Annotated in this window: 15 protein-coding genes and 1 tRNA gene; 9 read left to right on the forward strand and 7 right to left on the reverse strand. The window is 56.9% G+C overall.

The features are described 5' to 3' along the window. Positions 1-462: 462 nt before the first annotated feature. The 4 genes from AC2FH9_RS09900 (at position 463) to AC2FH9_RS09915 (ending at position 4382) form a co-directional block, all read left to right on the forward strand. Positions 463-1218, forward strand: coding sequence for a 5-oxoprolinase subunit B family protein (locus AC2FH9_RS09900; RefSeq protein WP_496691645.1), 756 nt, complete (start codon positions 463-465; stop codon positions 1216-1218). Next, a complete protein-coding gene (locus AC2FH9_RS09905; RefSeq protein ID WP_496706402.1) occupies positions 1215-2213 on the forward strand; it encodes a 5-oxoprolinase subunit C family protein in 999 nt (332 codons plus the stop codon). The genes AC2FH9_RS09900 and AC2FH9_RS09905 overlap by 4 nt, the downstream gene beginning before the upstream one ends. An 11-nt stretch (positions 2214-2224) precedes the next feature. Continuing rightward, positions 2225-2986 (forward strand): LamB/YcsF family protein, encoded by a 762-nt coding sequence (locus AC2FH9_RS09910; protein WP_496706401.1) that lies wholly within the window; start codon positions 2225-2227, stop codon positions 2984-2986. A 148-nt stretch (positions 2987-3134) separates the two neighbouring features. Beyond that, on the forward strand, positions 3135-4382 hold the full coding sequence (locus tag AC2FH9_RS09915; protein ID WP_496871389.1) for a hypothetical protein: 1248 nt from the start codon (positions 3135-3137) through the stop codon (positions 4380-4382). A gap of 95 nt (positions 4383-4477) precedes the next feature. On the opposite strand, the gene AC2FH9_RS09920 is transcribed toward AC2FH9_RS09915, so the two are convergent. Both AC2FH9_RS09920 and AC2FH9_RS09925 read right to left on the reverse strand, forming a co-directional pair. Then, positions 4478-5851 carry a D-alanyl-D-alanine carboxypeptidase family protein gene (locus AC2FH9_RS09920; protein ID WP_496871391.1) on the reverse strand — a complete coding sequence of 458 codons (1374 nt, stop codon included), beginning with the start codon at positions 5849-5851 and terminating at the stop codon, positions 4478-4480. Positions 5852-6132: 281 nt separating this feature from the next. After that, on the reverse strand, positions 6133-6834 hold the full coding sequence (locus AC2FH9_RS09925; protein ID WP_496871393.1) for an HAD family hydrolase: 702 nt from the start codon (positions 6832-6834) through the stop codon (positions 6133-6135). 93 nt (positions 6835-6927) lie between these two features. Between AC2FH9_RS09925 and clpS the strand changes: the two genes are divergently transcribed. From clpS to hemF, 4 genes are read left to right on the forward strand one after another with little or no spacing between them, the layout of a single operon-like run. Beyond that, the gene (gene clpS / locus AC2FH9_RS09930) at positions 6928-7269 is read left to right on the forward strand and encodes an ATP-dependent Clp protease adapter ClpS (RefSeq protein ID WP_142635917.1); all 342 of its coding nucleotides are present in this window, start codon (positions 6928-6930) and stop codon (positions 7267-7269) included. A gap of 31 nt (positions 7270-7300) precedes the next feature. Continuing rightward, positions 7301-8266 carry a class I SAM-dependent methyltransferase gene (locus AC2FH9_RS09935; RefSeq protein ID WP_496871394.1) on the forward strand — a complete coding sequence of 322 codons (966 nt, stop codon included), beginning with the start codon at positions 7301-7303 and terminating at the stop codon, positions 8264-8266. A 37-nt stretch (positions 8267-8303) separates the two neighbouring features. Continuing rightward, positions 8304-9107, forward strand: a complete 804-nt coding sequence (locus AC2FH9_RS09940; protein WP_142635913.1) for an SDR family NAD(P)-dependent oxidoreductase — start codon at positions 8304-8306, stop codon at positions 9105-9107. 4 nt (positions 9108-9111) lie between these two features. Beyond that, a complete protein-coding gene (gene hemF, locus AC2FH9_RS09945) occupies positions 9112-9996 on the forward strand; it encodes an oxygen-dependent coproporphyrinogen oxidase (RefSeq protein ID WP_281995301.1) in 885 nt (294 codons plus the stop codon). A gap of 40 nt (positions 9997-10036) precedes the next feature. On the opposite strand, the gene AC2FH9_RS09950 is transcribed toward hemF, so the two are convergent. From AC2FH9_RS09950 to modA, 4 genes are all read right to left on the reverse strand, one after another. Next, positions 10037-10408 carry a hypothetical protein gene (locus tag AC2FH9_RS09950; protein ID WP_246097195.1) on the reverse strand — a complete coding sequence of 124 codons (372 nt, stop codon included), beginning with the start codon at positions 10406-10408 and terminating at the stop codon, positions 10037-10039. 109 nt (positions 10409-10517) lie between these two features. Beyond that, positions 10518-11618, reverse strand: a complete 1101-nt coding sequence (gene modC / locus AC2FH9_RS09955; RefSeq protein WP_281972417.1) for a molybdenum ABC transporter ATP-binding protein — start codon at positions 11616-11618, stop codon at positions 10518-10520. Next, the gene (gene modB, locus AC2FH9_RS09960) at positions 11615-12307 is read right to left on the reverse strand and encodes a molybdate ABC transporter permease subunit (protein WP_142635905.1); all 693 of its coding nucleotides are present in this window, start codon (positions 12305-12307) and stop codon (positions 11615-11617) included. The genes modC and modB overlap by 4 nt, the downstream gene beginning before the upstream one ends. A 3-nt stretch (positions 12308-12310) precedes the next feature. Then, on the reverse strand, positions 12311-13090 hold the full coding sequence (gene modA / locus AC2FH9_RS09965; protein WP_281995303.1) for a molybdate ABC transporter substrate-binding protein: 780 nt from the start codon (positions 13088-13090) through the stop codon (positions 12311-12313). Between the two features lie 318 nt (positions 13091-13408). On the opposite strand from modA, the gene AC2FH9_RS09970 reads away from it, so the two are divergent. After that, positions 13409-13484: transfer RNA gene (locus AC2FH9_RS09970), tRNA-Val, on the forward strand. Between the two features lie 186 nt (positions 13485-13670). Here the strand turns inward: AC2FH9_RS09970 and AC2FH9_RS09975 are convergent. Then, on the reverse strand, positions 13671-14999 hold the full coding sequence (locus AC2FH9_RS09975) for an HlyD family type I secretion periplasmic adaptor subunit (RefSeq protein ID WP_496786127.1): 1329 nt from the start codon (positions 14997-14999) through the stop codon (positions 13671-13673).

Below are 14999 nucleotides of genomic sequence, written 5' to 3' on the forward strand. Positions count from 1 at the left end.
GCGTCCGGCCGTCTCTCCAACCCGTCCCACCGTCTCTCCAGTGTGTCACAAGCGCCTCAGCAGCGCCGGTGAAGGGGGTTCTAAGCATTACAAACATACACCGCAAGCAGAAAATCACGCCCTGAGAAACTTTTTTGCACTTTCTTATTTTACTCAATAAATTCTGATAATTAAGGTGATAAATTCGACCGATGCACCCAGGAAAGCCCATTATCACGGCTAAGGTATCCACACTGCTTTCCGTACGAGCTATGCCCGATATCAACATATTGTTGAGCTCCCCACGTCTACTACAAGACTCGTGTGAGTTGCCGGGTATGAAACACACCCGCACCGAGTCGGAATTTGCCTGCACGCGGTCTGAAACAGGGATGCACCGGCAAATACTTTGCACCCTCTCTTGCGAAACGCTCTGGATTGCGTTCAGGTCACCTGACTAGTTACATACTGGCACGCAGCGAGATGACACGAACACACGCCGCCATCTTCCCACGCATATGCACCGTCGGCTTTGACGGTCTGCTGGTCTCTTTCGCCGAAACCATGGCCGAGCCATCGAACAGGGCAGCATTGGCGTTTCGAGCTGCGGTGGATTCTGAACGGTGGGAAGGTGTCATTGAAACCTCAGCGACGCTGGCGTCGACTTATATCCGATTTGAACCATCCCAGTTTGCCCACGCAAACCTTCGCGACCGGGTCGAGCAGCTGCTGCGGCGGCAGGATTGGTACAAAGCGCCCCTCCCCCAGGGGCGCAGGTTATGGAGTGTCCCCACGGTTTATGGCGGCGCGCTTGCCCCTCAATTAGATGAGGCAGCGGCTGCGGCCAGGCTGTCCCCCGATGAAGCCGTTCATCGATTGAGCGCCACAACCGTCCGCGTCCTGACGATCGGATTTGCTCCCGGTCAGCCATATCTTGGCCCGCTCGGCCCCGAGTTCAACATACCGCGCCTCAATAAGTTGACCCCGATGGTGCCCGAGGGCGCTTTGGTATTGGCGATTTCGCAATTTGTCCTTTTCTCGGGGCCCTCACCAACCGGGTGGCGACATATCGGCCAAACCGCTTTTCGCTGTTTTCGTCCTGAAGCACATAACAGCTTTGCCCTGAAACCCGGCGACGAAATGCAGTTCATGTCAGTCACGCGTGAGGAACTAGAGGCGATTCGCGCCAATGACGTTGATGGATCAGGCGGCGCAACCTGTCAGGAGATCGCGGTTTGAGCCTGTCTGTCCTGCGCATAGGGCCTGCTTGTACAATACAGGATCAAGGCCGCCACGGGTATCTGGATCAAGGGCTTTCCCGATCTGGCGCAGCAGATTTACTGGCCCTGCACGAAGGCGCCGCATTGCTGGGACAAAGCCCAAAACTTGCCGCGCTTGAAATGGCCGGAATGGGCGGTGAATTTGAGGCCACTCATCCCATACAGATTGCACTGACGGGCGCGCCGATGCGGGCCAGTATTGATGGCACTGCCATTTCGTGGAATGCCTCTTACCGCCTTGAAACCGGACAGCGGGTGATGATCGGGGCCGCCACACGGGGAACCTATGGATATTTGCACCTGGGCGGCGGTATTGAGATGCAGGAGTTTCTGGGATCCCGCTCAACTCACCTTACTGCCAAAATCGGGCGCGCCCTACAGGCCGGAGACAGCTTATCCGCCGGGGCAGCGTCACAGCTGGCAGGACAGAAGTTGCGGGCTGAAGATCGGTTCTCGGGCGGTTCGCTGCGGGTTGTGGCCAGCTTTCAGACCGAGCTGTTCGACCGGCAAACGCTGGACCGCTTTTTGCGCACCACGTTCACACGCGGGGCCCGCGCAAATCGCATGGGAATGCAGCTGGAAAGCGACGGAGAGGGTTTCGCCGCGAAGGGCCAGCTGAACATATTGTCCGAGGTCATCACCCCCGGCGACATTCAGATGACCGGCACTGGAAATCCCTTCATTCTGCTGCCCGAGTGTCAGACAACCGGCGGATACCCCAGGATTGCAACCGTCCTTCCCTGTGACATGCCACAGGCAGCGCAGACCCCGGCAGGCGCGCAGCTTCAGTTCAGGCTGGTCGAATCGGACGAGGCCATTACCCTGCAGGCGGCCTTTGAAAAGGAACTCGCCAACCTGCCATCCAAGGTCGAGCCCCTGATCCGTGATCCTCATGACATTGCGGACCTGCTATCTTATCAACTGATCAGCGGAATGATCTATGCCAAAGACTAAGGAGAATGCCGATGCCCAGCGTCGATCTTAATGCCGATATGGGGGAAAGCTTTGGGCCTTGGAGCATGGGCGATGACGAAAGCCTGCTGCGGATTATCACCTCGGCCAACATAGCCTGCGGCTTTCACGCTGGCGATCCGGACGTCATGGCGCATACGATGAGTCTGGCGGCGGAAAACGGGGTCGGCATTGGCGCGCATCCGGGCTTTCCTGACCTGCAGGGCTTTGGCCGTCGCAATATGAAAATACCCCATGACAGCCTGCGCAACCTTGTTCGGTATCAGTTGGGATCAGCGATCGGCATGGCAACCGCTGTTGGAACGCAAGTCCGGCACCTGAAACTGCACGGAGCGCTGGCCAACATGTGCTCGGTCGATATCGATATGGCGCGGGCCTGTTATCAGGGCGCGCTGGACGTGAACCCGGACATCATCATAATGGTGCTGGCCGTCACCAAACAGGAAGAGGCCGTGCGGGATCTGGGCTGCAAGTGGGTCGGTGAGATCTTTGCCGACCGCGCCTATAACGACGATGGCACTCTGGTCGACCGGAGCCTGCCCGGCGCCGTCATCCACGACCCCGAAATCGCCGGGCCTCGGATGCTGGAAATGGTCCGCGAGGGGGCCATCATTACCGAAACCGGCAAAAGGCTTGAAACGGCGATCGACACGATCTGTCTGCATGGGGATGGACCAACCGCCGTTCAGATTGCGCATTCGGTCCGCGAAAACCTGATCGCGGGCGGGGTCGAGGTGACAAAGTTCCTGCGGTAATCCCGCGGGTGCAATGCGTCCGCCCGTACTCAGACTGTTGCCGAGGTTGAATTCCCTCCCTAGCATGTCAGCAAGCATATGTTCTGAATACCACAATCCCGGCAACGAACCGCACCTGGTTTGCCTAGTCTGGGCAAGGAGTAACTTTATGTCTTTTGATTTAGCGTCTTACGAACCACGCGGCGACAAGAAGAATTCGGACTTCTTCAACGAGTATTTGCCAAAAATTTACGAACGCCGTGCCAGCTCTGGTGTCGCCCAGCAGGTTGGGTCCATGCGCGCTGTCGTGCTTCAGGTCGAAACTGACGTTCTTTTCGACACTCTGGTCGAGCTATATGTGATGTCGCCATACCGTCACACGGCCAGCTATCTTGGACGGACGCATAAATACTCGGTCCTGCATTCACACCTGGACTACCCGGCGCTCATCGTGATGGCTCCGCTTAGCCCGACATTCGAAGACTTCATCCCGCGCATCAACCGCATGTACCCGTTGGCACGAAACACGCCGCAAACGCGCTATGTTGGCGAAGTGTTTGCCGCCACCGACCTGAACACGCTGACCAAAACGCTGGAGGATCAGAATATCCGGTTCGAATATTCCGGCGACACCGAGAACCCGTTTTACACGCTAAAGGGCCTTCGGTTCACCACCCCTTCTGATTTCACCTGCAACCGGGTCGGTTATTCAACGCTGGATTTCAACGATACCGACAGTTTGGGTCTGGGCGACAGGGTATTGCTCAGCAGCGCAGAACAAGCGCGACTGGATGAGGCAGCTGCCTTTGGTGCCGATAGCAATATCTCTTCACTGATGTTGGGCATCGACCATCTGGCGACACGCGTTCTGGCTGGTGAGCGCGAGGATGCGATCCTCGAATTTCTGACGATGGTGCCCTACTATTTCTGGGGGGCGTACAACATTTTCGACATGAATTCGTCGACCAATGTGAACCGCAATGCCGGTGTGGATGATGACAAGAAATCCCCGGCCAAGGTATTTACAGCCAATAATACGCCTTCGTTTGTAAACTCTTTTGCCAAACGGCCCATGCCAACCGAGGATTTCGTCCGCAATTTCGGACGTCGGCTGCATCACATGGCGATCGAGATTCTGGACGGCGATCACGGTGCGGGCGAAAAGAATGTGGATTTCGTTGTGAACACTCTGAAAGACCAAGGGGTGCCATTCCTGGCCCATGTGGTTGGAGAGTGCAAAGACGATCCGAACCTCAAGCAGATCTTCTCAAAACACTCGAAGAACACTCTGCTGATCACCGAGTATATCGAGCGCTGTCATAAGTATGATGGGTTCTTTACCAAAGATAACGTCGCGGCCCTGACTGCGGCCGCCGGTCAGGATGAGCAATATCAGCACGGCCACGTATTCGACTGACCTGATCCCTGCCGCCTACTACGGCACGCTCGCTCAGCAAAAAAAGGCCACGGAATTCCGTGGCCAGACCCATCCAGGAGAGTATATGTCGGGTCTTATGACGGCCCGATCATGAAACAGGTGACATTGCGGGCCTGAAGTCTGCGGCAGGCCAGATCGGCTTGCTCTCGGGTCATGCCCTGGAACGTCGCATCGAACCCGCGTGAGTTTTGATTGACCTTGCGCAGCGTGCCTTCCAATGTGGTCATTTCCGACAGGGCCGTTTTCAGTAGAACCTTTTCAGCCTCGTACCGGGTCGTATAGCGCCCCACATTCACGCCCCACAAATGACCGCCAGAGGTCGACAAGCGTGTGACGATTTCCTGCTCTGGCTCGGGCTGTTCTGCCGAGGCCAGCACCAGATCATCCGTGCGGACCGTCGGGCGCGTCGTTCCTTCGGTCGGCGTCTCTACACCGGCCGAGGCGATGGCTGCGGCGATACCGTCCTGAATCCGCGCGTCGTTCTTGGCTGCGGTTGCGGCGACATTGTTCGCCACTAGAACGGTACTCCCCCGCTGGGGTCGAAGAACAGGTCGCAGGCTTCTGGTGGGCGCGCCGCTTACGCTGGCGACTTTCGCATTCAAACCTGCATTACCGGCATAGGCCGGCCGGGCTAGTTTGCGGATCGGCGCGCGCGACGGGGCGCGGCGGAAACCCATGTCCAACAGCTCGGCTACTTTGGCATTGCGCGATGCGCCGGATTTGCCACCAAAGACAGTCGCGATGATCCGTTCGTCCTTGCGCTTGGCCGAGGCAACCAGATTGAACCCAGCTGCACGGGTATAGCCCGTCTTGATCCCATCCGCACCGCGATAGGCCGCTAGCAGGCGACGGTTCGTATTGGGAACGGTTTTGATCCCCGCATTCGTGGATTGGCGCGAAAACAGGTTGTAATATTGCGGGTAATCATACAGCAAATGCCGCCCCAGCGTGGTCATGTCCCGTGCGGTCGACAGATGTCCGGCCTCGGTCAGACCATGTGCGTTCTTAAAGGTTGTACGGCTCATTCCCATCGCCTTGGCGGTACGTGTCATGCGGCGCGCAAATGCGGCCTCGGACCCGCTGAGGGCAACACCAATGGCAGTGGCAGCGTCATTGGCCGACTTCACCGCCGCCGCACGGATCAGATAGCGGAACGCAATCTTTTGCCCAGAACGCAAACCCAGCTTTGAAGGCGGTTCAGAGGAAGCCTTTTTGGTGATGGTCACCTGCGTATCGAGAGTGATCTCACCGTTCCGAACCGCTTCAAATGCGATGTACAGTGTCATCATTTTGGTTAACGAGGCCGGATGGAGGCGTGTATCGGCGTTTCGGGAATGCAGCACTTCGCCTGTTCGCGCGTCGATCACCATCGCCGCATATGGGGCAGCGATGCCCTGCGCCGGAGCGAAGGAAAACAACAACAGGAATGCTGCAAGGAATACGCCCATAGGGGCCGGAACTGTCCGCCGTACCTGCACGATTTTTGCCTCTGTCTACCTCAGGCCGCCGGGTTTTCCCGGTCAGCTACTATTTATTTTATTACCAATCAGCGTAGCACAGCACCCCCGCGAAAGAAACCGAAAGCTCATATCTTTAACGCTTTCAGCGTATGTCAAAGTCCCACTAGATGTGGCGGTGCAAACGGCGGCGCACCGCTAAACCTGCCATTTCGTCAAGACTGTGTCGTCGGCCGGCCCCTATTTTCGGAAACTGCGACCAAATGGCAACATCAACTCAAAGAGCGAACCAGCGCCGTCAATCCACTAAGATCGGGCAATTCGTGGTATCTGGAACTGTCGGCCGGCACGTCGGCCTGCTCGATCTCCCAGACCAGCCCATGCGGCACGTATACGCCCCAGCATCCGGCCTGAATCGGTGCAACGACATCGGACCGCATCGAGTTTCCGACCATCATGGCCGCTGCGGGCCCCTCGCCGTGCTGCGCGAAGATCTGGCGATAGATTTCCGGTGTCTTCTCGGACACGATTTCTACCCCGTAGAACAGATCGCCTAAACCGGACTGCGCAAGTTTGCGTTCCTGGTCTATCAGATCGCCCTTGGTGATAAGAATTACGCGGTGGGTGTCGGCAGCGCTTTCGATGGCCTGCCGGGCATAGGGCAACAGCTCGATCGGATGGGCCAACATCTCTTGCCCCGCTTCGATCAGTTGGCGAATGACCCCTGCAGGAACACGGTCTTCGGTCACTTCGATCGCCGTTTCGATCATGGAGAGGGTGAAGCCTTTGATTCCATACCCATAATGCCGGATATTGCGTTTTTCGGCAGCCAGCAATCGGTCCATCAAGTGAACCGATTCGGCATGATCTGATAGCAGGTCGACAAAATGTGCCTGCGTCAGCCGGAAGAACCGTTCGTTGTGCCACAGCGTGTCATCGGCATCGAACCCGATTGTGGTTAGTTTTTCGCCCATTTGGATAACGTCCTGCTGGCTCTTTTATCTGACGCATTGGACGTTATATAAGCGCACAGATAAACCGAAGCCTGAATCGGACGTTTGCGCCTAATGTTTGAGAACCAATGGATGATGTCTGACAAACCGGACGACGATGCAGATTCGTCGATCCTGGTACAGACGCGCCCCAAGACCAAACGCCCGCCGCTGTACAAAGTGCTGCTTTTGAATGACGACTACACCCCGATGGAGTTTGTCGTTCACGTATTGGAACGATTTTTCGGCATGACCCACGCAGAGGCGTTCGAGATCATGCTAACCGTCCACAAGAAGGGCGTCGCCGTTGTTGGTGTCTTCAGTCATGAGATTGCCGAGACCAAGGTCGGGCAAGTCATGGATTTTGCTCGCCGCCATCAACACCCCCTGCAGTGCACTATGGAACGCGAAGAGTAAGGCGACGCCTGACCTCTTTTCGGAATTGCCAATGTCCCCTCGCCTAGATCTTGCCTTGCAAAGCGGCCTTGAAATCGCGCGACCCCTGTCCGTGATTGGGCCAACGCCCGAGGAAGACCTCGCTGGGCTAGCTTCAGATACGCAGGTAGTCCAGCCATTCAAGCCGTTTCACGACCATTTTGCGGATCACGGGTTCAGGGCCACGCCCGAGGCCGATGACCTGTGCCAGGACGCCATCGTTTTCCTGCCGCGTGCCAAGGCTTTGGCCCGCAGCCTCGTGTATCAGGCTTGCAAGCGTTCGGCCGGATTGGTTGTGGTCGACGGCGCTAAGACAAATGGCGTCGACAGCCTGTTGAAGGATATTCGCAAACGCGTAACCGTGCAGGGGCCCATCGCAAAAGCACATGGCAAGATCTTTTGGTTCCAGTCCGACGTAAACGCGTTCGAGGACTGGGCCGCACCCGCCACCCAATCCGCCAACGGATTTCAGACAGCGCCCGGAGTATTTTCTGCAGACGGGGTCGACCCGGCCTCAGTAATGCTGCTTGCTGCCCTGCCTGAAAAACTGGGCGATCGGGTCGCCGATCTGGGGGCCGGCTGGGGATACCTGTCCGCAGGGCTAATGGGTGCAAGGGGGCTGCAGGAATTGCATCTGGTCGAGGCCGATCACATCGCCCTGCAATGTGCTCGTGCAAATGTAAAAGACGACCGTGCACAGTTCCACTGGGCCGACGCGGTCACCTGGCGCGCGCCTGAGCCGCTGGATACGGTCATTATGAACCCGCCGTTTCACACATCGCGCAGTGCTGATCCCACGTTGGGTCAGGGATTTATCAAATCTGCTGCGCGCAGTCTGACACGGGGCGGTTCCCTTTGGATGGTCGCCAATCGACACCTACCCTATGAAATTACGCTGAACGAGGCCTTCGCCCAGGTGAAGGAAGTGACCGGGGACAATCGTTTCAAGGTCTTCCACGCCTCTCGCCCTCGGCGGTGATACCCGCTAACCTGCACCGCACATCAGGAGAACACGCATGTCCTTTTCCATAGCCGGCAAGACCGCGATCGTCACAGGTGGTGCAAATGGTGTCGGATTGGCCATCGGACGTCACTTCGCGGATGCCGGGGCCAATGTCATGTTCGCCGACATGGATGAAAAACGACTGGCCAATGAACTGGGCGAGCAGGCAGATGACAGCAACATCCGTTTCTTCGCCGGGGATCTGCGTGAAAAGCTGACGATTGCGAACCTGCTTTCGGCCACGATTGACGCTTTCGAACAGGTCGACATCCTGATAAATGGCTCGCGACAGGTTATTCCGTCTGATCCATTGGACATGGAAGACGACTCGGTCCGCACCTTGTTGAACCAGAACCTGATGCCTGCCTTGCGACTGAGCCAACTTGTTGCCAAACGGATGATCAAGCAATCCGGTGATGATGAAAACGAAAACCCTGCGGGATCCATCATCAATTTATCTTCGATTGCTGCCCGTCGCACCCATCCCGATCTGATGGCCTATTCGGTGTCTACAGCAGCGCTTGATCAGTTGACCCGGTCCCTGGCCGTTGCCCTTGCCCCAAACCGCATCCGCGTGAACTCGATCGCGCTGGGATCGGTGATGAGCGCTTCGCTGCAATCCACGCTCAAGGAAAATCGCACATTTCGGGATGATATCGAAAAGCACACACCCCTTTCCCGGATTGCCGCGCCAAACGAACTGGCCGAAACCGCACAGTACCTTGCCTCGGACGCCGCAGGTTTCATCACTGGACAAATCCTAACCATTGACGGTGGACGCACTTTGCTGGACCCCGTCGCAGCCCCGGCCCATTAAACAGATGTTCGATACTGAAAAAGCCACCGCCGCAGCCTGGTTTCGTGACTTGCGCAATGAAATCGTAAACGCTTTTGAGCAGCTTGAGGATTCCCACGACACCGGACCTTTTTCCGATGCTCAACCCGGTCGTTTCGAAGTCAAAGAGACCAAACGGCATTCCGATGACGGGGCGGACGCCGGTGGCGGTTTGATGTCCGTGATGCGCGGCGGCCGCGTGTTCGAGAAAGTCGGCGTCAATGTCTCGACCGTATTCGGCCAGCTCGGGGAACGGGCGCAACAGGCAATGGCTGCCCGAAAAGGCATTCCCGGAATGACCGAGGACCCGCGGTTCTGGGCCTCGGGTATCAGCCTGGTTGCCCATATGCAGAACCCGCACGCTCCTGCTGTTCACATGAATACGCGCATGTTCTGGACACCTCACGCCTGGTGGTTCGGCGGCGGATCAGACCTGAATCCCTGTATCGAATATGACGAAGACACTGCCCATTTCCACGCAACCCAGAAGGCCCATCTGGACCCCCACGGACCGGGCCACTATCCGCGTTTGAAAGAGTGGGCCGACGAGTATTTCTTTATCCCGCACCGCAAGCGCGCCCGCGGTGTCGGCGGTATCTTTCTGGATGACTATTGCACCGGAGACTGGTCATCGGACTTTGCCCTGACACAGGATATCGGGCGGGCCTTCTTGCCAGCCTTTCTGCCTTTGGTTGAAAAGCGCAGGCAACAGAGCTTTGACGCCGCCGATAAGGATACCCAACTGATTCATCGCGGGCTCTATGCCGAATACAACCTTGTCTATGACCGCGGAACCAAATTCGGGCTAGAGACCGGGCACGACCCGGACGCAGTGCTTATGAGCCTGCCGCCCTTGGCCAAATGGGTCTAACGCCTGACCTGCCTCTGCGGTGCTTTCTACTTCCGGGGTTTCAGAACCCGAAATCCATGAAATTGTCAGAGCAATAGCGCTGCGCCGATGCCGCTGACATGTTCTCGCCAACGCGTTTGACAGTAACCGAATAGCCCGGCGTCGTATCAACCCCTTCGGGCGCAGTCAGCGAGAATTGCACCGTCCGTGTCTGTTTGTCATAGGCCCGGGTTATGTAAATACGCTGGTTCGATTTGGTTCTAAGCGTGCGTATCGCAAAATCCCCGATCCCGCACCAATAGGCCACAGGCGCAGAGCTGCCGCTGGTTGCGACCTCGTAAACGCCATTGTCACGTGGTGTCACTGTCGTTCGGAATGCGGGGTTTATACCGACCCCGAACCCAACAGCCTGGGCCATGGCAGGCACCATCATCAGCGTTAGAGCACATGTTGATATTAAGTATTTCATGATGCTTGACCCCGGGCAAAAAAGATTTCCTTGGGAAATCATAGAACAGATACTCTTTCCGTAAAGCGCAGTTTCAATTCTCAAAGTGCAGCCGCCCACCGACATCCTGCGGCGCAAGCGCCACGGTTTTTATCACCGCAAAGCAAGGTTTACCCGCAGCAAGCCCAAGGGCTTCAACCGAACGTCGGGTGATCCGAGCCAGAATAGTCCCTGCAGGTGTAATGACAGAGACGATCGCACCGGGGCCTTCCCCGGCTCGGATCGTATCAACCCTGCCCTCCAGTACATTCAGCGCTGACAGGCCCTCGGGCCGCTTACTGGCAAGGATCACCTCTTGTGCGGGGATGCGAATACGCAGGCTTTCACCGACCCTATGGGGAATACGCGGCAGAAATAGGCGCGCCTCTTCGGCTGCCAACTCGGTCAACCCATCTGCATGGTGAGCTGATACCTGCACCTGAAGCACCGCACCAACGGCTCTGACACCGAGCGGGGCCACAGAAGGATCAGCCATCACTTCGGAAGCCGGGCCTTGCCGAACCACCTTGCCGTCCTGCAGGGCAACGACAGAAGTTGCCAGCCGGGCAACTTCGGCTGCCGAGTGGGTCACATAAAGGATCGGCACCGAAATCTCATCCCGAAGCCGTTCGAAATAGGGCAGTATCTCGGCCTTCCGTGCATCATCCAATGCGGCCAGAGGCTCATCCGCGAGGATCAGACGCGGGCTGGCCAATAAGGCGCGGCCTATGGCAACACGCTGCTTCTCGCCACCTGACAAGCTCAGTGGACGACGGTCCAGAAGATGCCCGATCCCCAACATCTCAATTACCTTATCGGGGTCTTCGCGCGGCACGCTTTTGGGCGCAAACCAGCGCCCATAGGACAGGTTCTGGCGCACTGTCAGATGCGGGAACAGCCGTCCTTCCTGAAAAATATACCCCAAGCGGCGTTTATGCGGAGGCAGCCAAAGGCGCTTTTCCGTATCGAACAACGTCCACCCGTCCACGGATACGCGACCAGCTTTGGGCTCCAGCAATCCCGCAACAGCGTTAACGATTGTCGTCTTACCGGCGCCGGACCTTCCATACAGAACCGTCACCCCGGCAGGCGCATCAAATTTGGCATCCAACTGAATACCTGGCAGATCATGTTGCAGATTGACGGAAAGGCTCATGTCCCCGACACTCTTGCCGCGGCGCGACGACCGACAAACTCTGACAACAGAAGCGCCCCCATCGCGATGATGACCGATATCACCACTAGCCGCATCGCCGCCGCCTCACCACCCGGAACCTGCAGAAACGCATAAACGGCCGATGGCAACGTCTGTGTCTGTCCAGGTATGTTCGAAACAAAGGTGATCGTCGCGCCAAACTCACCCATGGCTTTTGCAAAAGCAAGGATGGTTCCGGCGATCACCCCGGGCAGAATCATTGGCAAGGTTACGGTGACAAAAACCCAAAGACGCGAGGCACCCAGCGTGGCTCCGGCCTGTTCGAGCTTAGGGTCGACGGCTTCGATCGAAAGGCGAATAGCACGGACCATCAGCGGAAACGCCATGATCCCAGCGGCCAGCGCCGCGCCGGTCCAGCGAAACGCAAAGACAATTCCAAGCCCCGCCAGAGGTCCACCAATCGGGCCCTGAATACCAAAGGTCAATAGCAGCAGATATCCCGTAACAACGGGCGGCAGGATCAATGGCAAATGCACCAACCCATTCAACACTTGTCGCCCGGGAAAGCGCCAGCGTGCCAGTGCATAGGCAACGAATACACCAAAGGGCAAAGTAACCAGCGTTGCCCAGAAAGAGACACGCAGCGACAATTTCAGCGCCTCAAGTTCTTCCGGTCCCAGCCAACCCATCGGCTAGTCGCCCGGCAGGGCAAATCCCTGCTCTGCAAAGACTGCCATCGCTGCGTCGGTCTGTAGGTAGCTTAGGAAAGCATATGCCTCGGCTGAGGCTTGCGTTGTTACAGCGGCCGGGTAGACAATTTCCGGGTGAAGATTTGCAGGGAAAGAGGCCACAACCCGCACCCGATCCTCGGCCTGGGCATCCGATCGGTAGACAACACCCAAGGGGGCAGCCCCCGCGGCAACCAAAGCCAGAGCCGCGCGTACATTGTCGGTCTGCGCCACCTGCTGCTGAACACTATCCCAAAGACCTAGGTTTTGCAGCGCCGCTTTGCCGTAAATTCCCGCAGGCACGGCATCGACCAGGGCCATCGCAAGATGCCCACCTGACAAAGCGGCTGAGATGTCCGTCTGCGGGGAAAGCCCCTCAATTTCAACGGCCGTCGGCCCACCGATCAGGACAAGCCCATTTCCCAAAAGGTTAACCCGCGATCCAGCATCAATCAGCCGATTCTCCTGAAGGACATCCATCCAGTCACTGTTGGCTGAAATATACACATCCGCCGGGGCGCCCTGTTGAATTTGACGTGCCAGTATAGAAGACGCCGCATACGATATGACAACCTCCTGACCGCTTTGCCGTTCAAAACCCGGTACAAGTGAATCCAGAGCATTTTTCAGACTGGCAGCAGCAAAAACCAAAACATCGTCGGCCTCTGCACGCTGCGGAGTCGATATCAAACTACCCAAAACAATAGCAGCAGCCAGAAAACGGCTTGCGGATGACAGGGTCATATTGTTCCCGTCTCGTAGGTTAAGGTTCCATCAGGGGATATCTGAGGCGGCGGGGGGCGCGCAAGCATCGATAGGACGCATCGTGAATAAGAACCTTTGAAACGGGCAATTCATAGCCGCTACAACACCCAAGATATTTTGAAGGTGCCTGGTCCGAAACGACCGGTTCAGATTTCGTGATCCCTCAGAAAGTCTGATAAATCAGAGCCCGGTTGGCGGAGATATCACCCCAGATGCCCGCCTTGTCTAAATTCAGTGAAAGAAATTGTGCCAGACCCTCTTGCGCCCGCGCGCCGGCTTGGCTAAATGCAGCCTCACGGGTGATTAGCTCAGTTGGTAGAGCGCTTCGTTTACACCGAAGATGTCGGGAGTTCGAGTCTCTCATCACCCACCATTTCCCGCTAGTTTCTAATATCCTTTCTGTGGCCAAATCGACACTGAATGCCCAGTGTTTTGGATGTTTGTATGCTCTGTTTTACGAAACCGATGCTGTTGTAAGCCGGCCCTTGGGAAAACGAATTCAGGCAGGATTCCGGCAGTTACATCTTCATTTCCTCTGGCTCTGAGATGCGCCAAAAATCTAGCGCTCTTTGAATGCCCCCTCGATAGTCTGTTGAACCGGCTTCAATAGGTATGACAAAAGAGTCTGCTCTCCGGTTGTCATTTCGGCCACCACGGTCATGCCTGCACTCAAAGGACGTTGGAACGATCCCGATCCGACTTTGTCTTGGGACAGGGCAAAGGCTGCGCGGAAATAGGTCTCTCCGGTCTGCTCATCTGTCAACGGCAACGGATAGACCGATTGCAGACGCGCCGGGACTTTCCCAAATCGACGCACATCAAAAGTATCAATGCTGACGGCGACCGGCTGATCAGTGCTTACATGCCCAACTTCGGAATTGGGTATCCTCGCCTCGACAACCAGTTCCTGTCGTGTCGGCAATAGTTCAAATATCGCCTCTCCGGGGGCGATGACCTCGCCGGGGCTAGGGTGTGTGACCGCCTGGATGATGCCACGAGCCGGAGCAGAAATGCGCAGGGCGTCCAGCTTGGAGGTTACCACGCCAACCGATACACGCAGGCGCGCATCTTCCTGTTCCAATTCGGAAAGCCGAATAAGCGTTTCTTCGCGTAACGAAAGGGTTTCCCGGGCCAGAGATGCCTTTGCCAAAGTCAGGGCGTTCCTGAGTTCCGCAACCCGGACCCGCGCGTCAGAGACGGCAGCGCGCAATGCATCAACCTCGTCCTCTTCCTCCAGAAAATCGCTTAGGGATTTGAGGCCTTGTGACTGCAGCTGCGCGTATCGCTGCAAGGCAATCTCTTTCTTGTCCACCCGTTCCTGAGCGACCGTGGCCGCCTTGGCTAGGATAGAAAGTGTCCCCTCCTGCTGGGCGATGGACAGGCGCTGGATACGCTGACTTTCGGCATACAGCTCCAGCGCCGCCGAAGCGCTTGTTAAACCGCTCAGGGCAAGAACCTCGATTTCCGACTGGGCCAACGGTTCTGAACTGCCCAGTTTTGTCAGCACGGCGCGCGCGTTTGCCAATTCCTGTCCGACCGCTGACATCTGCCCCGCAAGTACATCGCGCTCATGAAACAGGTCTGGGTGTTGAAGCTGAATCAGGACATCGCCCTCTTCGACAATCTGACCGTCATGGACATGCACAGACTGAACGACACCGCCCTGCAATGTCTCGATCTGTAAATAGTCTCCGAAAGGGATGATTGTACCCGGTGCGCGCGTGATTTGCGGGATCGCCGTTTGCGCTGACAGAGCAATCAGGCCAGCGATCATCCCCAAAGAGGTCAATGCCAAAAAGGCTGCCAGGCGCGGTTTCTGCCAGCTGCGATTTCGGCTGTTCACTTCCGACGCCTCTTGCGGGATTGGGCTATTCAAGAATATGGCCAT

It is taken from the genome of Ruegeria sp. CDSC081, assembly GCF_059610485.1.